Annotated in this window: 19 protein-coding genes; 7 read left to right on the top strand and 12 right to left on the bottom strand. The window is 71.5% G+C overall.

Annotated elements, in window-relative coordinates; all coding sequences use genetic code 11:
* Positions 1–53 precede the first annotated feature (53 nt).
* The 5 genes from IEZ24_RS03195 to IEZ24_RS03175 are packed head-to-tail and all read left to right on the top strand — an operon-like array spanning position 54 to position 3,121.
* The gene (locus tag IEZ24_RS03195; protein WP_129453406.1) at positions 54–425 is read left to right on the top strand and encodes an ArsR/SmtB family transcription factor; all 372 of its coding nucleotides are present in this window, start codon (positions 54–56) and stop codon (positions 423–425) included.
* Positions 422–943: an SRPBCC family protein gene (locus IEZ24_RS03190; protein WP_129453405.1), complete on the top strand. Its 522-nt coding sequence runs from the start codon at positions 422–424 to the stop codon at positions 941–943. Before IEZ24_RS03195 ends, IEZ24_RS03190 begins: the two co-directional genes overlap by 4 nt.
* Positions 943–1,521, top strand: coding sequence for a maleylpyruvate isomerase family mycothiol-dependent enzyme (locus IEZ24_RS03185; protein WP_129453404.1), 579 nt, complete (start codon positions 943–945; stop codon positions 1,519–1,521). The genes IEZ24_RS03190 and IEZ24_RS03185 overlap by 1 nt, the downstream gene beginning before the upstream one ends.
* Positions 1,518–2,117, top strand: coding sequence for a dihydrofolate reductase family protein (locus tag IEZ24_RS03180; RefSeq protein ID WP_129453403.1), 600 nt, complete (start codon positions 1,518–1,520; stop codon positions 2,115–2,117). Before IEZ24_RS03185 ends, IEZ24_RS03180 begins: the two co-directional genes overlap by 4 nt.
* A 47-nt stretch (positions 2,118–2,164) precedes the next feature.
* Complete coding sequence (locus IEZ24_RS03175) at positions 2,165–3,121, top strand: ketopantoate reductase family protein (RefSeq protein ID WP_129453402.1); 957 nt, start codon at positions 2,165–2,167, stop codon at positions 3,119–3,121.
* Between the two features lie 72 nt (positions 3,122–3,193).
* Here IEZ24_RS03175 and rplQ read toward each other — a convergent pair whose 3' ends face one another.
* The 11 genes from rplQ to IEZ24_RS03120 all read right to left on the bottom strand — a co-directional run bounded on the left by rplQ (position 3,194) and on the right by IEZ24_RS03120 (position 18,470).
* On the bottom strand, positions 3,194–3,919 hold the full coding sequence (gene rplQ, locus IEZ24_RS22525) for a 50S ribosomal protein L17, sunset domain variant (RefSeq protein WP_129453401.1): 726 nt from the start codon (positions 3,917–3,919) through the stop codon (positions 3,194–3,196).
* 112 nt (positions 3,920–4,031) lie between these two features.
* Positions 4,032–5,048: a DNA-directed RNA polymerase subunit alpha gene (locus IEZ24_RS03165; RefSeq protein ID WP_121141540.1), complete on the bottom strand. Its 1,017-nt coding sequence runs from the start codon at positions 5,046–5,048 to the stop codon at positions 4,032–4,034.
* A 127-nt stretch (positions 5,049–5,175) separates the two neighbouring features.
* Positions 5,176–5,784, bottom strand: coding sequence for a 30S ribosomal protein S4 (gene rpsD / locus IEZ24_RS03160; RefSeq protein ID WP_129453400.1), 609 nt, complete (start codon positions 5,782–5,784; stop codon positions 5,176–5,178).
* Between the two features lie 30 nt (positions 5,785–5,814).
* Positions 5,815–6,210, bottom strand: a complete 396-nt coding sequence (gene rpsK / locus IEZ24_RS03155) for a 30S ribosomal protein S11 (RefSeq protein ID WP_056906616.1) — start codon at positions 6,208–6,210, stop codon at positions 5,815–5,817.
* Positions 6,211–6,283: 73 nt separating this feature from the next.
* Positions 6,284–6,658 carry a 30S ribosomal protein S13 gene (rpsM, locus tag IEZ24_RS03150; protein WP_056599771.1) on the bottom strand — a complete coding sequence of 125 codons (375 nt, stop codon included), beginning with the start codon at positions 6,656–6,658 and terminating at the stop codon, positions 6,284–6,286.
* A gap of 243 nt (positions 6,659–6,901) precedes the next feature.
* Positions 6,902–7,015, bottom strand: coding sequence for a 50S ribosomal protein L36 (gene rpmJ / locus IEZ24_RS03145; RefSeq protein ID WP_004008316.1), 114 nt, complete (start codon positions 7,013–7,015; stop codon positions 6,902–6,904).
* A gap of 63 nt (positions 7,016–7,078) precedes the next feature.
* Positions 7,079–7,300: a translation initiation factor IF-1 gene (infA, locus tag IEZ24_RS03140; protein ID WP_056599768.1), complete on the bottom strand. Its 222-nt coding sequence runs from the start codon at positions 7,298–7,300 to the stop codon at positions 7,079–7,081.
* Between the two features lie 200 nt (positions 7,301–7,500).
* Positions 7,501–9,993 (bottom strand): transglutaminase-like domain-containing protein, encoded by a 2,493-nt coding sequence (locus tag IEZ24_RS03135; RefSeq protein ID WP_129453399.1) that lies wholly within the window; start codon positions 9,991–9,993, stop codon positions 7,501–7,503.
* Complete coding sequence (locus tag IEZ24_RS03130; protein ID WP_129453398.1) at positions 9,990–11,171, bottom strand: DUF58 domain-containing protein; 1,182 nt, start codon at positions 11,169–11,171, stop codon at positions 9,990–9,992. Before IEZ24_RS03130 ends, IEZ24_RS03135 begins: the two co-directional genes overlap by 4 nt.
* An 8-nt stretch (positions 11,172–11,179) precedes the next feature.
* Positions 11,180–12,151 carry an AAA family ATPase gene (locus IEZ24_RS03125; RefSeq protein ID WP_129453397.1) on the bottom strand — a complete coding sequence of 324 codons (972 nt, stop codon included), beginning with the start codon at positions 12,149–12,151 and terminating at the stop codon, positions 11,180–11,182.
* 37 nt (positions 12,152–12,188) lie between these two features.
* Complete coding sequence (locus tag IEZ24_RS03120) at positions 12,189–18,470, bottom strand: Ig-like domain-containing protein (protein ID WP_129453396.1); 6,282 nt, start codon at positions 18,468–18,470, stop codon at positions 12,189–12,191.
* Between the two features lie 203 nt (positions 18,471–18,673).
* On the opposite strand from IEZ24_RS03120, the gene IEZ24_RS22205 reads away from it, so the two are divergent.
* Positions 18,674–19,822 (top strand): FHA domain-containing protein, encoded by a 1,149-nt coding sequence (locus IEZ24_RS22205; protein ID WP_129453395.1) that lies wholly within the window; start codon positions 18,674–18,676, stop codon positions 19,820–19,822.
* Positions 19,819–21,228: a serine/threonine-protein kinase gene (locus tag IEZ24_RS03110; RefSeq protein ID WP_129453394.1), complete on the top strand. Its 1,410-nt coding sequence runs from the start codon at positions 19,819–19,821 to the stop codon at positions 21,226–21,228. The genes IEZ24_RS22205 and IEZ24_RS03110 overlap by 4 nt, the downstream gene beginning before the upstream one ends.
* A gap of 33 nt (positions 21,229–21,261) precedes the next feature.
* Here IEZ24_RS03110 and IEZ24_RS03105 read toward each other — a convergent pair whose 3' ends face one another.
* Positions 21,262–22,296: a TerC family protein gene (locus IEZ24_RS03105; RefSeq protein WP_129453393.1), complete on the bottom strand. Its 1,035-nt coding sequence runs from the start codon at positions 22,294–22,296 to the stop codon at positions 21,262–21,264.
* Positions 22,297–22,499 lie beyond the last annotated feature (203 nt).

The following is a 22,499-nucleotide window of genomic DNA, read 5'->3' as shown; positions in this document are numbered from 1 at the left end:
CGATCAAAGCGGGCCTACCTTTTATTCAACCAATCAGTTGAAGAAGGTGCCTCGTGACCGACCAGCTCTCCCGGGTCTTCGCGGCCCTCGCCGATCCGACCCGCCGCGACATGGTGGCGCGCCTCACCGAGGCCGACCACACGGTCAACGACCTGGCGGCGCCCTACGACGTGAGCCTGCAGGCGGTCTCCAAGCACCTCAAGGTGCTCGAGGAGGCCGGCCTGGTGACGCGCAGCCGGGAGGCCCAGCGCCGGCCCGTGCACCTGGAAGCCGAGGTGTTCGACCTCATGACGAAGTGGATCGAGCGATACCGCCGGCAGGCCGAGGCGCGCTACACCGCGCTCGACGCCGTGCTCGCGCGGATGCAGGACGAGGAAGACCCCACCCACACCAGCGACACCCGCACGGAAGGAACCGCATCATGACCACCACGCACAGCCCCGACACGAACACCCGCTTCCCCGAGGCCGCGATCTTGGCCGACGAGCACGTCCCCGCGCTCCACGTCTGGCGCGACTTCGCCGCCACTCCCGCCCAGCTGTTCCGCGCCCACACCGACCCCGAGCTGTACGCGCAGTGGATCGGACCCGACGGGGTGGGGGCCGACATCACCCACTGGGACGCCCGCGACGGCGGCAGCTGGAGCTACACCGCGCGCGGCAGCGACGGCCGCGAGGACTTCGAGACGTCGTTCCACGGCTGCTTCCACACCGTGCGCGAGGACCGCATCGTGCAGACCTTCACGTGGGACGGCATGCCCGACGGCGTCTCCCTGGAGACGATGACCTTCGAGGACCTCGGCGACGGGCGCACCCGCCTGCACGCGGTGAGCCTGTGCGACTCCTTCGAGGACCGCGACGCGTGGCTGCGCAGCGGGATGGAGGTCGGGGTCAACGACGGCTACGCCGCGATCGACCGGATGCTCGCCGACGGCTCGATCTGATGGCCCTCCCGGACGACCCCGCCGACCGCCACGCAGCGGTCGCCGGGGGGTTCGGCCGGCTGGTCGAGCAGACTCCCGACTGGTCCGCAGCCGCACCCGTCGACGGGTGGACGGCGCGTGACGTGGTGGCACACCTCGTCGAGTGGTTCCCCGGCTTCCTGGCCGGCGGCGGGGTCGACCTGCCTGCCGGTCCCCCGGTGGTCGACGACCCGGTCGCCGCGTGGCGGCACCAGGCGGACGCCGTGCAGGCCCTGGTCGAGCAGCGCGGAGACGAGCCGTTCACGCATCCCCGCGCCGGCAGCCACCGGCTCGCCGACGCGGTCGACCGGTTCTACACCGCGGACGTCTTCATGCACTCCTGGGACCTCGCCCGCGCCGGCGGTCAGGACGCCGGGCTCGACGAGGACTTCGCCGCCCGGTTGCTGGAGGGGATGCGACCCATCGAGCAGCTCCTGCGCGACTCCGGGCAGTACGGGCCCGCGGTCCCCGTGCCCGACGACGCTCCGGCCGTCGAGCGGCTGATGGGCTTCATCGGCCGCGATCCCTCGTGGCGCCCGAGCAGCGGAGACGCACCGTGAGCACCGTCGTGATGCACAACGTGGTGTCGCTGGACGGGTTCGTCGCGGACCTGCACGACGACCCCGGCCCACTGTTCGACTGGTACTTCAACGGGGACCAGCACCTCACCGCGCAGGAGATGGACGACCCGTCCCCGGGCGGCCTGCGGGTGTCGCAGGCCTCCTACGACCACGTCCGTCCGGTGTGGGACGGCATCGGCTGCATGGTGATCGGTCGGCACCTGTTCGACATCACGAACGGGTGGGAGGGGCGACCCCCGACGGGTGAGCACGTGGTCGTGGTGTCCCACCGCCCCAGGCCGGAGGGCTGGCACCCGGAGGCGTCGTACCACTTCGTCGACGACGTGGCACGCGCCGTCGCGACCGCCCGGGAGCTGGCCGGGGACACGACCGTCTCGGTCGCGGCCGGCGACGTGGGAGGCCAGGCCTTCGCGCTCGGTCTCGTCGACGAAGTGGCGATGGACCTCGTGCCGGTCGTGCTCGGCACCGGCAAGCGGTACTTCGGCTCGGTCGACACCCAGCACCTGCTCGACGACCCCCACGTCGTCGTCCGGGGCGACCGGGTGCTCCACCTGCGGTTCCGCGTACGCCGCTGAACCGGACGTCGCGGCTGCGGCCCGGAGCTCCCGCCTAGGGTGGGCAGATGCGCCATGTCGTGTACGGCGCCGGCGCGGTCGGCGGAGTCGTCGGGGGCCGACTGGCCCTGACCGGCCACGCGGTCACCCTCGTGGCCCGCGGGGCGCACCTCGACGCGATCCGGGCGGGTGGGCTGGTCCTCGACGCCGGCGACGGCCGCCACCGCATCGACGCCCCGGCCACCGACTCGGCCGCCGAGGTCGGGTGGACCGACGACACCGTCGTGCTGCTGGCCGTGAAGTCGCACCAGGTGGGCGCCGCGCTCGCGGACCTGCGCGCCCACGCCCCGGCCGACGTACCTGTCGTGTGCGCCACCAACGGCATCGCCACCGAGACCGCGACGCTGCGGCTCTTCGCGCGGACGTACGCCGTGTGCGTGATGTTGCCCGCCACCCACCTCGAGCCGGGTGTGGTGGTGGCCGCGTGCCACCCGACCCCGGCGATCCTCGACATCGGACGGTTCCCGGGCGGGACCGACGCCGTCACGGCGGCCGTGTCCGCCGACTTCCGCGCAGCGGGGATCGCGTCCGAGGAGCGCGAGGACATCATGGCGATGAAGCGCCGCAAGCTCATCATGAACCTCGGCAACGGTGTCGACGCATCCTTCGCGCAGGGCGACGCCGCCGACGAGCTCGCTGCGCGGGCGCAGGCCGAGGGCGAGGACGTGCTCGCCGCCGCAGGGCTCACCGTCGTCACCGCTGAGCAGGACCGGCAGCGGCGCGGCTCCGTCCTCCGCAGGCGGCCCGACCTCGAGCGCTCCGGCGGGTCGACGTGGCAGAGCCTGGAGCGCGGGACCGGTGACTCCGAGATCGACTACCTCGCCGGCGAGGTCGTGCTACAGGGCCGGCTCCTCGGCATCCCCACCCCGGTCAACGAGGCCGTCGTCACCGCGACCCGAGCCCTGGCGTACGCCGGGGGTCCCGCCCGCAGCCTCGACGCCGCCGAGGTCCTCGCCCGGCTGTGACGCCACGGACGGACGACGAGGCCCGCCGTCCCGGTGGGGACGACGGGCCTCGTCGTGTGCGTTGCTAGGCGATCACTCGCCGGCGCGCGTGAAACCGGCGGCCTCGGCGGACTCGACGGAGTCGAACCACACCTCCGCCTCGGTCTGGGCGTACCACTGGCTGTCGGGCTCGTGGAACTTCATCGAGTTCTCGTTGCCCTTGATCGGGAAGCCGTCGGGGGCCTCGTCGACGTTCTCCATCGGCGCGTGCGAGCCGGCGTACTTGCCGCTCACGTTGCCGTCGGTGACGCCCTCGTCGGCGGCGACGACGGCGTCCTGGCCCTCGGTCTCGGTGCCCTCGGTGTCAGCGGCCTCGGTCTCGACGACCTCGGTCTCCTCGGCGGCGGGCGCCGGAGCGGCAGCGGCCTCGGTCTTGCGGGTCGACGGAGCCTTGGGGCTGTAGGCCTCGGTCACCAGCTCGATGACCGCCATGGGGGCGTTGTCGCCCTTGCGGGGGCCGATCTTGGTGATGCGGGTGTAGCCACCGGGACGCTCGGCGAAGGTCGGCGCGATCTCGGTGAACAGCGTGTGCACGACCGACTTGTCGCGGATGGTCTTGAGGACCTCGCGACGGTTGTGCAGGTCGCCACGCTTGGCCTTGGTGATCAGCTTCTCCGCGACCGGGCGCAGCAGGCGCGCGCGGGTCTCGGTGGTGGTGATCCGGCCGTGCTCGAACAGGGCGGTCGCCAGGTTCGACAGCATCAGGCGCTGGTGGGCGGGGCTACCGCCGAGGCGGGGACCCTTCTTGGGCTTGGGCATGGGGTGCCTTCTTCCTCTCGGGCCGTGTCAGGTACCCGGGTAGACGACCGGCCCGGTCATGGGCTGGGCCCGGTCGGTTTGGTGGGACGGCCCCGTGGTCGGGGCCGGGAGGTCAGAGCTGCTCGTCCTCGATGAACGCGTCGTCGTCGTCGTCGCCGTAGGCGGCGAGGGCGGCGTGCGGGTCGAAGCCGGGCGCGCTGTCCTTGAGCGAGAGGCCCATCTCGACGAGCTTGGCCTTCACCTCGTCGATGGACTTCGCGCCGAAGTTGCGGATGTCGAGCAGGTCCTGCTCGGAGCGCGAGATGAGCTCACCCACGGTGTGGATGCCCTCGCGCTTGAGGCAGTTGTAGCTGCGGACCGTGAGCTGCAGGTCCTCGACCGGCAGGGCCAGGTCGGCGGCGAGCTGCTCGTCGACCGGCGACGGGCCGATGTCGATGCCCTCGGCCTCGACGTTGAGCTCGCGGGCCAGGCCGAACAGCTCGACGAGCGTCTTGCCGGCCGAGGCGATCGCGTCGCGGGGACGGATCGACGGCTTGGTCTCGACGTCGATGACGAGCTTGTCGAAGTCGGTGCGCTGCTCGACTCGGGTGGCCTCGACCTTGTAGGTCACCTTCAGCACGGGGCTGTAGATCGAGTCGACCGGCATGCGGCCGATCTCGTTGTCGGCACCCTTGTTCTGCACGGACGAGACGTAGCCGCGGCCACGCTCGACCACGAGCTCCATCTCCAGCTTGCCCTTGTCGGACAGCGTGGCGATCTTGAGCTCGGGGTTGTGCACCTCGACACCGGCGGGCGGGGTGATGTCGGCGGCGGTGACGTCACCGGCACCGGACTTGCGCAGGTACATCACGACCGGCTCGTCGTGCTCGGAGGACACGACGATGCCCTTGAGGTTGAGGATGATCTCGGTCATGTCCTCGGTGACGCCCTCGATGGTCGAGAACTCGTGGAGGACGGAGTCGACCTTGATGCTGGTGACCGAGGCACCCGGGATCGAGCTGAGGAGCGTACGACGCAGCGAGTTGCCGAGCGTGTAGCCGAAGCCGGGCTCGAGGGGCTCGATGACGAACCGCGAGCGGAACTCGTCGACGGTCTCTTCCGTGAGGGTCGGGCGCTGAGCGATAAGCACGGAGTTTTTCCTTTCCGGATCCACCCGCTATATGACGGATCCGAACATGGTGAGGAGGGCGGAGAAGAGGAGTGGGAAGAGGGGCGTCGGTGGCCGTCCGAGGGCTCGGACGACCACCGACGGTGACTCACTTCTTGGAGTAGTACTCGACGATGAGCTGCTCCTGGACCGGCACGTCGATCTGTGCGCGGACCGGGACCTGGTGCACGAGGATGCGCATCCGCGACGGGATGACCTCCATCCAGGCGGGGACGACACGCTCGCCGTGGGTCTCGCGAGCCACGATGAGCGGCGTGAGCTCGAGGGACTTCTCGCGCACGTCGATGATGTCGTGGTCGGTGACCTGGAAGGACGGGATGTCGACCTTCTTGCCGTTGACCAGGAAGTGGCCGTGCACGACGAGCTGGCGGGCCTGGCGGCGCGTCCGGGCGAAGCCGGCGCGGTAGACCACGTTGTCGAGGCGGCACTCGAGGAGCTGCAGCAGGTTGTCGCCGGTCTTGCCCTGGCGGCGGCTGGCTTCCTTGTAGTAGCGGACGAACTGCTTCTCCATCACGCCGTAGGTGAAGCGGGCCTTCTGCTTCTCACGGAGCTGCAGCAGGTACTCGGACTCCTTGATACGGCCGCGGCCGTGCTGGCCGGGGGCGTAGGGGCGCTTCTCGAAGGCGGCGTCGCCGCCGACGAGGTCGACACCGAGACGGCGCGACTTGCGGGTCATGGGGCCGGTGTAACGGGCCATGTCAGTCTCTCTTTCTCAGTCTCGGGTCGGTCAGACGCGACGGCGCTTGGGCGGCCGGCATCCGTTGTGGGGGGTGGGCGTGACGTCCTGGATGGTGCCGACCTCGAGGCCGATGGCACCCAGCGAACGGATCGCGGTCTCACGGCCCGACCCCGGACCCTTGACGAAGACGTCGATCTTCTTCATGCCGTGGTCCATGGCGCGACGCCCGGCGGCCTCGGCGGCCATCTGAGCGGCGAACGGGGTGGACTTGCGCGAGCCCTTGAAGCCGACGGTGCCGGCAGAGGCCCACGAGATCACCGCGCCGGTCGGGTCGGTGATGGTGACGATGGTGTTGTTGAACGTGCTCTTGATGTGGGCTTCGCCCTGGGCGACGTTCTTCTTCTCCTTGCGGCGGACCTTGGTCGCGCGGCTCTTGGGAGGCATTCAGTAACTCCTGTGAGGTTCTGGTCTGGAAGCTTCGTGGGAAGAGGTCAGTGAGACGCCGTGAGGCGTGCGATCACTTGGCCTTCTTCTTGCCGGCGACGGTGCGCTTGGGGCCCTTGCGGGTGCGCGCGTTGGTCTTGGTGCGCTGGCCGCGGACCGGGAGGCCCATGCGGTGGCGGCGACCCTGGTAGCTGCCGATCTCGATCTTGCGGCGGATGTCCGCCTGGACCTCACGGCGGAGGTCACCCTCGATCTTGAAGTTGGCTTCGATCTCGTCGCGAAGCTTGACCAGCTCCTCGTCACCGAGCGTGTGGACCCGGGCGTTCGGGTCGACGCCGGTGGCGGCCAGGAGCTGCTGGGCGCGGGTACGGCCGATGCCGTAGATGTAGGTGAGTGCGATCTCGATGCGCTTGTCGCGCGGGAGGTCAACACCAACGAGGCGTGCCATGTGGCGGTTTCCTTGTCTGTTCTCGCGCTGGTTTCTGGTCGTGTCGCGTCCCATCCCGCCTCGGGTGGGCTCCGGCCAGTGCTCCGGAGGTGACTTCGGTCAGGCGGTGCCAGACCTAGCGATCACGTTGTGTGTAGTTGTGTTGCTGTGGTCCTGCTGGGGTTCAGGCCCGCTTGCCGCAAGCGGCTGCGCGGCTCGCGATGAGCGTTCAGCTCCGGCTGCGCCGTATCTGAACGCTCATGTTCAGCCCTGCCGCTGCTTGTGGCGGGGGTTCTCGCAGATGACCATGACCCGACCGTGACGGCGGATGACCTTGCACTTGTCACAGATGGGCTTGACGCTCGGGTTGACCTTCATGCCAACAAATCCTTGCTGCTCGGCTGGCGCTTGCGCAGATGGTGATCTCGCAAGCTCGATCACTTACTTGTAGCGGTAGACGATCCGACCCCGGGTGAGGTCGTACGGCGAGAGCTCCACCACGACCCGGTCCTCGGGGAGGATCCGGATGTAGTGCTGTCGCATCTTGCCGCTGATGTGCGCGAGCACCTTGTGCCCGTTGGCCAGCTCCACGCGGAACATGGCGTTGGGAAGGGCCTCCACGACGGTGCCCTCGATCTCGATCACGCCTTCTTTCTTCGGCATGTCCTCCACAATCTGTCGTCTCGTTGTCTACCGTGGCCCGGGAACCGCCCGGCACCCGCGAAGGTGGCCGGTGGACCTCGTGGGCGGATCCGGGAACCTCTTCCCGGGGCACGCGCGCGACCGTCTGACGACGTTCGCACGAGGTCCGGGCAGCCGCGAGGCGCCACGAAACACAGCCCACGTTGGGCCGACGCACCAGTTTAGTCAGGCGTACGTCGAGAACGCCAATCAGCGAGGCCGCGCAGCCGACCCGCGGCGGTCGCGACACGCCCGGTTGCGGGGGTCGGCGCGTCGCCGGCGGTGCGGGAGGCGGTGCCGGACCCGGTCTTGGTCCCGGTGCCGGGCCCCGCTCCCCCGCCCGGGGACGTACGCCGCAGCGACCGCAGGCTGGTCGCAGCCCGGAAGCGCTGCCACCGGCCGACCTCGTGCGACATCGCACGGCGCTCGGCGTCGATGGACTCCCAGTAGGTCGTCGCCGCGGTCACCTCGGGCGCGCTGGGCCCGAAGACGAAGCCGTCCGCGCGACGGGCCAGGGCGCCGGCCTGTCCCGACACGATGCCGACGGACTGCTCGCGCCGGGTGACGGTCGGGCCGAGTGGGACGACCTGCCCGAGGTCGCGGGCGTGGTCGACGAGCTCACGCCAGGCGCCGACGAAACGAGCCGACGGCGACTCGGCGGTGCGGCGCCGGTGCCGACGCCACGCCTTCAGGCCGACGACGGCACCGAGCAGCAGCGCGACCAGCAGCAGCGGGCCGCCGACGTAGGTCAGCACGACCCCGATCCAGCCGGGCACCCCCGGGATCAGGCCCTCGTCCTCCTCGGCGGCCTCCTTGCGCTTGGCCTTGCGCTCCTTGAGGTCGGGTTCGCTCTGCTCCCCCGCGTCGGAGGGCGGCGGGATCGGGTTCGGCGGCGGGATGACCGTGCCGGACATCGGCGTGTTGGTCTCGGGCACCTGGTCGGCGGGCGGGGTGGTCGACATGAACGCCTCGGTCGGCAGCGTCTTCCACGAGCCGTCCGCGGCCCGCAGCTCCACCCAGGCCGACACGTCCCTGCCGGTGACCCGGCCGCCCTCGGGCACGACCGCGCCGAGCACGACGCGCGCCGGGACGCCGATGTCGTTGGCGATCAACGCCATCGTGGCGGCGTACTGCTCGTCGTTGCCGACGATCTGCGGGGCGTTGACGAACTCGTCTGCCAGGCGCCACACGCTGTGGCCGGCGACGTAGATGCGCTCGGTGCGCCCGATGCCGTCGGAGTACTTGCCCTCCGACCGCAGGTGCTCGGCCGCGGCCAGCACCCGGTCCATCGGGTCGGGGCCGGCGTCCTCGGTCCACTTGTCGGTGGGCCCCTGGATGAACCCGGCACCCGTCGGAAGCGGGGTCGGCTCGGAGGAGCCCACGGTCTCCGCGGTCAGCTCGTCGTCCGGCTGGACGGCGGTGAAGGAGTAGCGGTCGCCCGGCTGGAGGCCGGTCGGCACGACCGCGGTCGAGGTGGCGAGGTTGTAGCGGAAGACCTCGGCCGTGGCACGCGGGTCCCCGGTCTCGAACGCCATCGACCGGAGCGCCCCGACCGTCGGCAGCCACACGCCGGTCCAGCCCTCACCGAGCGTGACGGTGGCCTCCACCTCGGTGCCCTCGACGGGGTTGTCGATCGTGGAGGACACCCGCTGGAACGAGTCGTCGGCCGGCCCGGGGAGCGCGTCGTCGGTCGCACCCCAGACCATCCCGTCGTAGCGGTCCATCGTGGCGAACCGGATCCGGGTGTCGGCCGGGACGCCCTCGATGTCGAGCAGCGTCTTGTCGTAGACGTTGGCGGGGTCGGACTTGCCCTTGAGGTCGACGTACTTGCGGAAGCCGGCGAGCGGCGAGGGGTAGCGACCGATGTCGAAGGGCGGCTCGACCCAGTTGCGCGCGACCGTGCGGGCGTCGTCGCCGTCGGTGAACAGCGCGCTGGCCGGGTGGGCGACCGCGGCCGCGAGCGCGAGCATCGCGACGGCGCCCACCCCTCGGACGTACGACGTGCTGCCCCCCTGCACGGCGGCACTGGCCCGGCGGGCCCTGACGGCCAGCCACGCGAGGGCCAGTGCGGCGAAGACCGACCCCTGCAGCAGCAGGGACTGCGGGTGCCGCACGCCCAGCAGGATCACGCCCGAGAGCAGGACCGTCATGCCGACGACGGGCAGCATCGCAGCCAGCCACGCCCGGCGTACGGGGAGGTGCGCCAGCGCGAGCCCCACCAGGCCGGCCAGCATGCCGGAGAGCCACGGCAGGACCAGCAGCGGTCCGTCGCCGTCGATGGGCGGCAAGGTGGTGAGCAGGTCCTTCCAGCCGAAGATCGCCTGGTCGGCCACCTTGGCCATCGTCGCGGCACCCGGCAGTGCGTACGTGTCGCCCAGCGAGCGCAGGGCCAGCGGTCCGCCGAGCAGGAAGAACAGCACCAGGCAGATCACGACGGCCGAGATGATCGGCCACCCGGCTGCTCGCGTGAGGTGGGTGACGGCCACCGCGACGACGGCACCGACCAGGCCCACCACCAGGTAGGCGGTGCCCGTGAACGAGGTCCCGAAGGCGCTCAGGGCCACCCCCGCGAGCGCCAGGGTGAAGGCGATGTCGACCCACGAGTGGCGGTCGGGGACGAGGGCGTGCGGGCGTACGCGGGTGCGGGTGCCGGTCGCGCCGGAGGCGAGTCTCATCGCACGCTCCAGCGGAGGAGGCCGCCGAGGTCCTCCTTGGCGGCGAGGTGCAGGACCGGCAGGCCACCGGTCTCGGTGACCCGGCTGGTCCCGGCGGGGTCCACGACGATGCCGAAGCGACGCACCTCGGGCGGGAACGCGGCCGCGGCGCGGAGCAGGTCGGTGAACGCCGACTCGCTGCCACCGACGAGGAAGGCCAGGCTCGTGTCGGGCGCGAGCGTGGTGGCCTGCCGGCCGGACTCCACGAGCCCGCGGTCGCCGAAGTCGGCCCGGCAGACCGCGTCGAGCGCGAGGTGGCCGTCGGAGCCGGAGGAGGCGTGCGCGCCACAGACGAACGACACGTCGAACTCGTCGAGCACCGCGCGGACCGCGATCGAGGCGGCGACCGCCATCGCGGTCTCGAAGTCCTCGGGGTCGGCCCACGAGCCGAGCCGGTCGTCGACCACGATCGTGGCGTGGCTGCGCCGGGTGTCGAGGTACTGGCGGACCAGCAGCGCCGACTCACCGGTGGACGCCATCACCTTGGCCGACGACCGCCAGTGGATGTGGCGCAGGTCGTCGCCGGGGACGTACTCGCGCAGCGCGTGGAAGGCCAGGTCGCTCTGGCTGACGGCGTCGGTGGAGACACCCTCGAGGTCGCGGAGCAGACCCGCACCGAGCGACTCCATCGGCACGAGGTGCGGGCGCACCAGCACCTCGCGCACCGGGGTCCACACCACGTCGCGGGAGAAGACACCGATCGGGTCGCCGCGACGGGTCATCGCCGGTCCGACCGCGATCACCCCGCGCCGCTCGGTGCGGATGGTGAACGACTCCTCGTGCGCGGCGCCGGGTGCCAGCGAGCTGATGCCGTAGCGGTGCACGGCCGACCCGACCGGCACCTCGAGCGTGGTGGGCACCAGCCGGGAGCTCGCCCGGTTGACGACGAGGACGCCGGCCGCCACGGACTCCCCCGCCGCGACCCGCTCGGGCTGGAGGCGCAGGTCGACCGACACCGAGGTGCGACCCAGCAGGAAGGGCAGCGCCAGCACGATCAGCGCCAGGCACGCGGTGCCGAGGACCGCCAGCTCACGCCAGTGCGTGACCGTGGCGACCAGGAGCGCACCCAGGCCCAGGGCGAGGACCAGCCAGCCGATCGGCTTGATGACCTCCAGCGCGTCGTTCAACCGCTGCCTCATGGGGGTCGTCAGGCCCCCACGCGATCGGTCGGCGGGGCCACGGAGTCGAGCAGCCGCGAGATGACGGTCTGGACGTCCACACCGCTGAACTGCGCCTCGGCGTCGAGCAGCAGCCGGTGCGAGAGCACCGGCTCCGCGAGGTCCTTGATGTCGTCGGGGACGACGTGGTCGCGGCCGTCCGCGGCCGCCCACGTCTTCGCGACCCGGACGAACGCCAGGCACCCGCGCGGGGAGAGGCCGAGCTTGACGTGCGGCTGGCGGCGCGACTCCTCGGCGAGCTCGGCGACGTAGCCGACGACGGCGGGGTCGACGTAGACCTCGTCGGCGAGGCCGCTCATCTGCGCGATCGTCGCGGCCGTGATGACGGGCGTGACCAGGGCCGCGCGGTCGCGGATCGCCGCGTTGTTGAGCAGCTCCACCGTGGCCTGCCTGTCGGGGTAGCCGACGGACGTCTTCATCAGGAAGCGGTCCAGCTGGGCCTCGGGCAGGCGGTAGGTCCCGGCCTGCTCGATGGGGTTCTGGGTGGCGATCACCAGGAACGGCTTGCCGACGGGGTGCGCGACGCCGTCGACGGTGACGCGCCCCTCCTCCATCACCTCGAGCAGCGCCGACTGCGTCTTGGGCGAGGCACGGTTGATCTCGTCGGCGAGCACGATGGTGTGGAAGATCGGCCCGGGGTGGAACTCGAAGGTGCCCTTGTGCTGGTCGTAGACGGTCACGCCCGTGACGTCGGACGGCAGCAGGTCGGGCGTGAACTGGATGCGCGCGTGGCTGCCCTGGACGGTGTTGGCGAGCGCCCGCGCCAGCATCGTCTTGCCGGTGCCCGGGAAGTCCTCGAGCAGGACGTGCCCCTCGGAGAGCAGGCAGGTCAGCGCCAGCCGTACGACGTGGCGCTTGCCGAGGACGGCCTTCTCCATGTTGTCGGTGAGCTGGTCGAAGGTCGACTTGAACCACTCGGCCTGTTCGTGGCTGATCGTCATCTCGTTGTTCCTGTCAGGTGGGCTGGGTTCGGGGGCATCAGTTGTTGCTGACTTCCCACGAGACCGTGGACGTGTTCGTCTGCAGTCCGGTGGTGTCGGTGCACGTGACGGTCACCGTGCCACCCGGGGCGTACCACTCGGTCTCGATGCCGCTGCCGGGGTGGTTCGAGTTCTGGAGGCCGGGGTTGCCGCTCGTCGGGTTGAGCACGGCACCGTCGACGGAGCAGTTGTAGTTCTCGAGGAAGCCCTCGGTCGCGAGCCGGATCGTGCTGCAGCTGTTGACCAGGCAGGCGGGCTGGCTGGGGCTGGTCTTGCAGGCACGCGTCGTGTTGAGCCCGTCACCGCAGGCCTGGCCTCGGGCGATGCTGACCGTCGGGGCGGGCGGGAGCCCCGACTTCGTCCGGTTCTCGCCCTCGTCCTCCCCCCGCCCCGACCTGACCGGGTCGAAGACGACCACGCTGAGCCGGACGTCCTGGTTGAAGCTCGCGGTCGTGTAGGTCTTGGTCTGCACGCTGAACTGGCCGGTCACGCCGGGCTGCGTGGTGACCGGCTGCTCGGCGTCACTGTCGAGGTCGTAGCGGACGGACACGGGCGCGCCGTTGGCCGTGCCGGTGATCACCCAGTAGATGTTCTTGCCGTTCACCACCGGGCGGATCTCGGTGAGGGCGTTCCCGAGCGGGCCGTAGCTCTGCGCCTGCTTCGCCCCGCTGAGGGTGCAGCCGGCGGGCGCCTTCTCGTTGCACACCCGCAGCTCGACGTTGTAGGCCTGTTCGTTGCTCGGCATGCTGACCTTGGTGGTCACGGTGCCGGTCGTGTTCGGCAGCGGCCTGGCGACCACGCCGCCCACCAGGACGTCGACGTTGCTCACGCTGCCGCGCGAGTCGGGCACCGTGAAGGTGAGCTGCACCTCCTGGCTGACGCCGGTGGGGGCCACCGACCAGTCGGACCAGCCCGCCGGTCGGCCGACCAGTGCCACGGAGCCGCCCTCGCTCGGCGCCGACCGGTTGCCCGGCTCGCCCTCCGGCTGGTTGGTCGCGACCACGCGGTAGGTGTAGGTGAGTCCGTCGTAGGGCAGCCCCGAGTGGGTGCACGTCAGTGACGCGAGCCGCTGGCAGCCCGGCACGGTGCCCGAGGTCTGGCCGTTGGTGTAGGTCACGGTGTAGACGGCGGGCCCGGGCCCCTCGGCCTGCACCGCCTGCCAGCCGATGCGTACGTCGGTCTGGTTCGCGCCCGACTGCAGGTCGGTCACCGTCGGCGCGGCAGGCGCCGGCGGGGTGCCGAGCGGCTGGAACTCCGTCGACGAGCGGGGCAGGGAGTACTCGATGCGGTTGCGGGCCCGGATGGTGAAGACGTACTTCTCGTTGTTGTTGAGGCCCGTGGCGGTGAACTCGGTCTCGTCGCCGGGGACCTCGGTGGCGCCCCCTCCGACCCACGTGACGGAGTAGCTGAGGATCCGCGAGGTGTTGGTGGCCGGCTTGTCCCACGCGACGGTGATCGTGCCGTCGCCACGGCTCTTCATCCGGATGTTCTGGACGCGGCCGGGCGCGGTGTCGGCCCGGGCGGAGCGCGACAGCTCGCTCCACTCGCTCGCGCCGACGCGGTTCACGGCCTGCACCCGGAAGCTGTAGTTGCCCGCGGCGTCGAGCTTGCGGAAGACGCACTCGTTGGTGGCGCAGCGCTGGGTGGCTCCCTTGCGCTCCTCGCGCACGACGTAGTGGGTGATGGGCGCACCCCCGTCGTCGTCCGGCGGCTTCCACGACATCTTGATCGTGCCGACCTCGTCGGAGACCGGGTAGGGGCGCGGCTCGCCGGGCTGCGACGGCGTGCCGATCACCTGGAACTGGATCCGCGCGTCGGCGCGGCGCTCGGGCGGCGGGTCCGCGGACGAGACGTCGCTGACGACGAGGCGGAAGTCCGCCTGCACGCCTCGCGTGTCCTTGGCGGCGGTGAGGGTGAGCCGGCTGCCGTCGGCGCTCGCCCGCACGCCGGGGTTGCCGATGTTCTCGACCGACACGATGTTCGGGGACGGGTCCGCCACGCCGGCCTGCAGGTAGGCCCCCACGTCGAAGGTGCGGGTCTGCCCGGCCTCCATCGTCTCGACCTTGATCGGCAGCATGGTCGGCGGCGGCGCCTGGGCGAGGCGGAAGCGCACCTCCTCGGTGTTGCTGTCGCCGGCGCGTACGGCGAGGACGGCCTCCCCGCCCTGCGTCGCGGAGTCCGAGGCGGTGATCGCGACGACGGACCCGGCCGCGTCGCCGACGTCGACCCCGGCCAGGTCCTGGCTCCACCCGGCGTCGTAGGTGAGTCCGGCCGCGTCGCGCGGGTCGACGGTGAAGACCTTGCAGAAGGTGGCGATGTCGAGGTCGTAGCGCTGACCGGCCGCGATCGGCACGACCGAGTCGGGGCACTCGAGGGTCGGCTTGTCGTCGCCGACCTGCACCGGGATCGACAGCAGCACGGTCGCGCCGTCGGCGGTCGTCGACGTGTCCTCGTTGCCGCTCGCGTCCTCGGCCGAGGTGACCTCGACCAGGACCGCGCCGGGGCCACGGAAGTCCGGCGCCGCGCTCAGGGTGAAGCCCCGCTCGCCGTCGGGACCGGCCTGCAGCGCGGACGGCGACGCCGACCAGGAGCGGCGACCCGAGGCGAGGCGCACCTCGGCGTCACCGGGCGCCTCGACGTAGTCGGCGAGCTTGCCGGTCGTCGTCTCCCCGGCGTCGAGCTCGATGAGCGTGCCGTCGGGGACGTAGGGCAGGCCGTTGCCGGTGGGCGGGATGTAGACCGCTGCCGCGCTCGAGGCACCCTCGGAGTCCTCGACCACGAACGGCAGGACCTTGGGCGCGGCACCGCGGTCGGCACGCACCTCCACCCCGTCCACCACGGTCGCACCCGCGCCGACCTCGGTGACCTCGAGCGCCTCGGCCGGTCCGTCGGGGTCGTACGCCCCCTCCAGCACGTCGACCAGGACGCTGCCGCTGTCGTCGGCGCGCCCGAACGCGTCGTAGACGACCGGCGGGTTGTTGAACGAGCTCGTCGTCTGCAGCGTCATCGTCGCTCGGGACTCGCTCAGCCCGTTGGACACGCTGTAGACGATGACAACGGGCGGCGCCTCGAGCGAGTCCGGGGCGGGGACGCTGACGAGGTTGGTCTCCTCGTCGTGGGTGACGCCGTCCGGCGCGTCGAGCAGCTCGACCTCGGCGGCGTCGCCGGGGGCGATGAAGTCGTTGGCGAGCGGGTCGAAGGTGGCGGTGCGGCCCGGCTCGACGGTCAGCCGGTCCTCGACGGCGAGGGGAGGCTGCGGCTGGCCGGGCTTGACGACCGCCACGCGCGCGGTGCCGGTCGCGAACGCGCCTCGGGCGTCGACGACCGAGTAGGTGAACTCGTCGGTGCCGACCGTGCGCGGGTAGGCCTGGTACTCGAGGAAGTTGCCGCCGTAGGACACGATCCGGCCCAGGCGGGGAGCGGAGGTGACGCCGGTGACGGTGACCGGGTCACCGTTGCGGTCGACACCGACGCCGGGGACACGGACCTTGATGGTGTCGCCCGAGACCACCCGTCCCTCCAGGGTCGGGGGCTCCGGCGGGTCGTTGGGGTCGTCGGCCGGGACGACCGTGACCTCGAGCAGACCGGTGGCCCGCTTGCCCTCGAGGTTCTGGGCGACGTAGGTGATGGAGTAGGTGTCGCGTTCCTTGATCGTGTCCGGGGCGACGTAACGCACCACCCGGCCCGACACGAACGCCTTGCCCACGTCACCGGTGACGTCGATCGGGGCCACCACGTCGAGCCGCCCCGGGGTGTCGGTGTCGACCAGGTCGGCCAGCAGCGTCAGGCGGTCGCCGGCGGGCGACACGTCGTTGTCCAGGACCGGGGCCGAGACCGCGGCGCCCGCGCGGACGACGACCTTGTCGGCGACCGTGATCGGGGTGTTGTCCTCCGGCTCGGGACGCTGGGTCACCACGACCTCGCCACGTACGCCGGAGCTGGGTCCGTTGGTGATCGTGTAGGACACCGTCTGCGTCCTCGGCAGCAGGTCGGGCTGGACCGCGGAGATCCGCAGCCAGCGACCATCGACGATGGCGACGTCGAGCTGGCCGGCCCGGTCCCCCGACGCCCGCTGGACGGTCAGCAGGCCGCCGGCCGGGTCGAGGTCGTTGGCCAGGACGTCCACGATGCCGGGGGCCTGGCCGTAGAGCGTGAGCGTGTCGGGCATCGCGACCGGAGGGGCGGCGCGCTTGGGCGCGGGCCTGACGTCGACGCGGACGGTGCCCTGGTCGAGCGGCGCGTTGCCGTAGCCCGCGTCGTAGCTGAGGAAGTAGGTGCCCGCGCGCTCACCGGTGAAGGTCAGCTGACCGGACTCGAGGTCGGAGACGACCTTCGCGCCGGGCTGCTGGGGGACCTTGCCCCCCAGCACGAGCTCGGCGTCGGTGTCGTTGGGGTCCGAGCCCGGGAGGTCGTTGAGCAGCGGACGGATCTTGATCGGCTTGCCGACCTCGCCGCGGACGACGTCGGGCTCGGCGCTCGGCGCGAACGCCTTCTGGTCCGAGCGCGCCTGGACCTGGAAGCTGATCGACTTCCGCACCGGCGCCGAGCGGCCGTCGGTGACCCCGAACTCGACCCGGACGAGCTGCTGCTGTCCCTCGGCGTCGCCGGTCGGGGCGGTGAAGCGGATCCGGCCGTCGGCGGTGGTGCGCGCCCGCGCACCGGACTCCTCGCCGCCGACCGCCTGCGCCGAGTCGAGCAGCAGCGTGTCGCCGTCGCGGTCGTCGCGCCAGTCGGACAGCACCGGGACGGAGAGCGCGCCGCCGTGCGGCACCTTGTAGGTGGGCTTCTCGTAGCCCTCGCGCAGCGCGGGCGACTCGTTCTGGCCGTCTGCGCGCACCTCGATGTCGACCGCCGCCTGGGCCGAGACACCGTTGCGACCGTCGTCGATGTAGTAGTCGAAGGTCGCCGGGCGGGCGTCCTCGGGCATCTGCAGCACCAGGGTCTGCCCGTCCGGGCTGATCTCCACGCGGGCGCCGCCCGAGGGCTGGTCGACGTCGACGATGCTCAGCAGGCGCCCCTCGGGCGCGGAGTCGTTGTCGAGCGGGTGCAGCACGGTGGTGCGCCCGGCACGTACGCCGTAGGAGTCGGGCTTGGCGCGGGGCGGGCGCCGGTCGGCGTCGCTCTGGTTCTCGTTCTCCTCGTCGTCGTCGTCCTTCTTCTTCTTCGACGTGAAGGCGTCCCAGTTGTCGATCCGGACCGGCTTGTCCTCCTGGACGTCCCAGACAGTGCCGCTGTTGGCGTCGTTGAGCACGATCTCGCCGCGGTTGACCCGGAACGCGAGGGTGGTGGCGTTGCCGGTGAGGTCCATCTCGTTGACGTCCTGCGACCCGCACTGGACGGCCACGGCGCCCAGTCCGCCCGACCATGCGCCGTAGACGCAGGCACCGAGGCGTACGGGCGCGGCCGGCTTGCCCGTCATGCCGGAGACCGTGGTGCTCCCGCCGGACTCGAGGTCGATGCTCAGCAGTCCTTCGGGGGTGCCGACCAGGACCGCGTCGTAGGCGGGTCCGGACTGCTGCAGCACGCTGCCGGGCGGGACGGACGCGGTCGCACCGCCGACGACGCTGACGACGCCCGCGTCGGCGTCGAGGGTGACGATCCGGTCGCCGACCGTGGTGACCTCCGAGACACCTCCCGCATCTCCCGGGAGGTCCGCGACGACGGGCTTGCCGAACGCCGTGTCCCGGGGTGCGAGCGTGGTGACGGTCCGCTCCTCGGTCGAGGTGACCACCACCGTGCCGTCGAGGCCGACGGCGAGGGCCGCTCCCTCGCCGGCCTCGGCGAGGGGATCGGCCTGCCGGTCGACCACGCTCATCAGGGGCTTGCCGACCTGGCTGTCGTAGCGCACGGCCCAGACCTCGCCGGTCTCCGCGTCGGCCGTGGCGAGCGTCCCGCCGGCCATCCGCACGTCGCCGTTGACCGGGACCGCGGCCGAGCCGCCGTCCTGGGCCTCGAGCCGGCTGGTCTCGATGGACTGCCCGCGGGCCGCGTTGCGGTTGAGGGTGACGACCGCGGCCCCGTCCTGCACCACGTCGAGCCGCGCCTTGCCGTCCTGGCCGGGCACGACGCCGTCGAGCTGGTTGATCGGCTTGTTGAGGCGCCCCGACCAGCCCAGCTTGCCGTTGACCACCCAGACGCCGCCGTCGTTGAGCTCGGCCTCGTGCTTCTTGTAGCCCTCGGCGGACAGTGCGTACGCCACGACCGCGGCCGACGCGACCGCCAGGGCGACGCCGGAGGCGATGCCCACCCTGTGCCGACGCAGAGCCGTCACACGTGCCACGCCAGTCCCCCTTGGCCCACGGATGACGTGCGCCCGCCGCAGTCACCCAGAGGAGGGTAAGTATGTCCCGGAGGTTCCGACAAGTTTCCGACCAATCCTGATCATGTGCGCGGGACAGGTCCGATGGGTGATGATGGAACGGTGGGCGTGTACGAGGGGAGCCGACGTTGATCGTGGAAGCGCGGTACGCCAGGGGGTCTGGCGTGCTCGTCGGCAGTGGCGCCCACTGGGTGCTGCTCACCGACCCCGGCGACGAGCAGGTCGTGCAGGAGATCTGGGACGTGCTGGCGATGCCGGCGACGTCCGGCGCCGGTGTGCTCGAGCGGGTGACGGCGATCGTCGAGAAGGCGTTCGAGGGTGATCCGCCCGCCCTCGCGGCCGTCGACTTCACCTCGGGGGCGTCCTCGACGCTGTCGCGCGGCTCCGGGCACGTACGCCTCGCCGGCCCGTCGCGGGTGCTGAGCCTCGACGGCGGGGCCGACCCCGCGGAGCTGGCGGCGACCCGTCGCCTCGTCGGCGGGGTGGTGGCGGCCGACCGCGTGGACCTGACCCCGATGTCCGCCCGCACCGCTCCCGCCCCCACGCCCCGAGCGCGGGAGGTGGCGGCGCCGCCGGCGTCCGGCGCGCTCATCGACGGCATCCCGGAGGCGATCCTGGCCGCCAAGGGTCCCGAGGGTCCTCCCCCGCGCACCCGCGTGCGTCGGCCGGTCGAGGACACCGGCTCGCTGATGGACACCTCCGAGCCCGACCCCCTCGTGGTGCAGCGGATCGAGGAGGGCGCCCACACCACCATCCGGCCCGCGTCGGACCCGCACGCCGCCCCCGAGCCCGACGACCACGACGGCGCCACCACGATGCGCCCGGCCCACCTCGCGCACGGCACGCTCCCGACGGTGCTGGCGGTCAGCTGCCCGCTCGGCCACCTGACGCCGCCGGTCTCGCCGCAGTGCCGGGTCTGCCACCAGCGGGTCGCGCCGCAGGAGCCGCGCCGCGTCGACCGACCGGCCCTCGGCGGCCTGCGCCTGCCCACCGGCGAGGTGGTGCCGCTGGACCGCGGGGTCGTGCTCGGCCGCAAGCCCGCCCCGCCCACCGGCAGCAGCGACTGGCCCCACCTCGTGCACCTGCCGTCGGACCACTCCTTCGTCTCGCGGCGGCACCTGCAGATCGAGCTCGACGGCTGGGACGTCGTCGCCCGGGACCTCGACAGCCGGGGCGGCACGACCATCGCTCCGCCGGGGCGCGAGGCCGAGCGCATGCGGCCCGGTGACGCGTACGTCCTCGAGCCGGGCACCGTCCTCGACATGGCCCACGTCTACGCGGTCCGCTTCGAGACGGGGGCGGTCGCCCGGTGAGCGCCCCGATCATCCCCGGGTTCGCGTTCGTCGAGCACCTCGGCAGCGGCGGCTTCGCCGACGTCTTCCTCTACGAGCAGCAGTGGCCCCGCCAGCGGGTGGCGGTCAAGGTCGTGCGCCCCGACGTACCGCTGACCGACCGCGAGAAGTACCTCTTCACCGCCGAGGCCAACGCGATGGCCAGGCTGGCCGACCACCCCTACATCGTCTCGGTGATCACCGCCGGCGTGACCGCCGAGGGCGGGCGCCCCTTCCTCGTCATGCGCTACTGCCCGCCGCCGGACCTCGGCGTGCGCGTGCGGTCCAACCCGATGGCGCCCGTCGACGCGGTGTCCACCGGCATCAAGCTCGCGAGTGCGATCGAGACGGCCCACCGCTCCGGCATCCTGCACCGCGACATCAAGCCGAGCAACGTCCTGGTCACGACCTACCACGAGCCCGCGCTGACCGACTTCGGCATCGCGGGGCACATGGCCGACGTCGACGGGGACAACGACGTCCGCATCTCCTACCCGTGGTCCCCGCCGGAGCTCCTCGACGGACGCTCCAACGGTTCCGTGGCCTCCGACGTCTACTCCCTGGGTGCGACGATCTGGCACCTGCTGGTGGGGCGTTCGCCGTTCTCCATCCCGTCGGGCGACAACTCGACGCGGGCCCTGAGTGCGCGGATCCTGCACGCCACTCCCCCCGCCACCCAGCGACCCGACGTCCCGCCGGCACTCGACCGGCTGCTCCAGCAGTGCCTGGCCAAGCGGCCAGAGCACCGACCGGAGAGCGCGCTCGAGCTGGCCCGGGCGCTCCAGCGGATCGAGTCCGCGGCCGGATGGGCCCGCACCGCCGTCGCGGTCGAGGGCGACCGCCCCGACGCGTCCGTGACGGCGCCGGAGGTCCCCGAGGCACCCGAGGACGCCACCGCGATGAAGCCGGTGACGGTGATCTCGGCCAGTGGTCCGCGCCGCATCGCCGCCCAGGACGTCGTGCCGGTGGTCGACCCCGACGCGGAGGAGCCTGCCGCCAGGGCCGGCCTCGTGTGGGCCGGAGTCGGAGCGGCCGTCCTCGCGCTGCTCGTCGGCTTCCTGGTCCTCGGCGGTGACAGCCGCGGGGAGGACCCCGGGGTCGTCGTCCCCACCGAGTCGCGGACGCCGGACCCGGTGGTCCCCGACGTGCTGACCGAGGCGGTGGCCCTCACCGGCAGCCGCACCCCGCGGGGGGTGCTGTTCGAGTGGCGCCCGCCCGTGCCGGTCGAGCCGGGCGACTCGTTCAGCTGGCACCGCGACGACACCGGCGAGTACGGCAACACCGACCGGCGGCGCCTGCTCGTACGCACCGACGCGCCCGTCTGCCTCGACGTCAAGATGACCCGTGGGTCCGACAGCTCGCCCCGGGCGAGCCGGTGCGTGTCCTGACCTCGCCCTGTCGGGGAGGTCAGGACACCGTCGTCAGCCGTCGTCCCAGTCTCGGCGCGGGCCCGACTTCGCGTCCTGCTCCTCGGCGGACATCCGGCTCGAGGCCCACAGGGACAGCACCGCGGTGATCGCCAGCGTGGCGACGATGACCACGAGCGAGAGCCAGATCGGGATCTCGAGCCACGCGTAGTCGAGGTGCTCGCCGCCGTTGATGAACGGCAGCTCGTTCTCGTGCAGCGCGTGGAAGAAGAGCTTGACGCCGATGAAGGCCAGCAGGAACGCCAGGCCGTAGGACAGGTAGACCAGGCGCTGGAGCAGGCCGCCGATGAGGAAGTAGAGCTGGCGCAGGCCCATCAGCGCGAAGATGTTGGCCGTGAGCACCAGGTAGGGCTCCTTGGTGATGCCGAAGATCGCGGGGATCGAGTCGAGCGCGAACAGCAGGTCCGTGGTGCCCAGCGTGAGGATCACGATGAACATCGGGGTGATCATCCGCTTGGCGTTGTCGCCGGTGATGAACAGCTGCTTGCCGTGCCACTCCGAGGTCGCCGGGAAGCGGCGCTCGACGAAGGCGACGAGCTTGTTCTCCTCGAACTCGTCCTCGTCCTCGTCCTCCGCGCCCTCCTTGGCCAGCTTGAACGCCGTGTAGACCAGGAAGAGGCCGAACAGGTAGAAGATCCAGCTGAAGTTGCTGATCGCCGCGGCACCCACCGCGATGAAGATCGCGCGCATGACCAGCGCCATCACGATGCCGATCATCAGCGCGTACTGCTGGAGCTCACGCGGGACGGCGAACTTCGCCATGATGATGATGAAGATGAAGAGGTTGTCGATCGACAGCGAGTACTCGACCAGCCAGCCCGAGAAGAACTCCAGTGCCGGCGTGCCGCCGGAGGTGAACCACACGCCGAGGCCGAAGAGCACGGCGAGTCCGACGTAGATCGAGAGGTAGGTCGCGCACTCCTTCATGCTCGGCTCGTGCGGCCGGCGGCCGACGATGGCGAGGTCGAAGGTGAAGATCGCGATGGTCACCACGGCGGTGGCGATCCAGACCCAGGTGGGGACGTCCACTCTGTTGCTCCTAGCAGTGAGGCGAGTTCGGTGCCCGCGCGCAGCGCACGGACGCCGGAGGTCTCTTCCGCTCGCCGCTACGGCGAACCAGTGGCACCGGGCACCGCTCGCGCGGCCGCCGTACTGACGACACCACTACCGGGGAATACTCCCCTCCAACCGCGCCAGTCTGTCACGCACCCGCGGGCGGGGGCGAAACGGGC

Source organism: Nocardioides ganghwensis, from assembly GCF_014779655.1.
Lineage (GTDB): Bacteria > Actinomycetota > Actinomycetes > Propionibacteriales > Nocardioidaceae > Nocardioides > Nocardioides ganghwensis.
The sequence above is the reverse complement of the archived record's forward strand: the minus strand, read 5'-3'. Positions and strand labels throughout refer to the sequence as shown.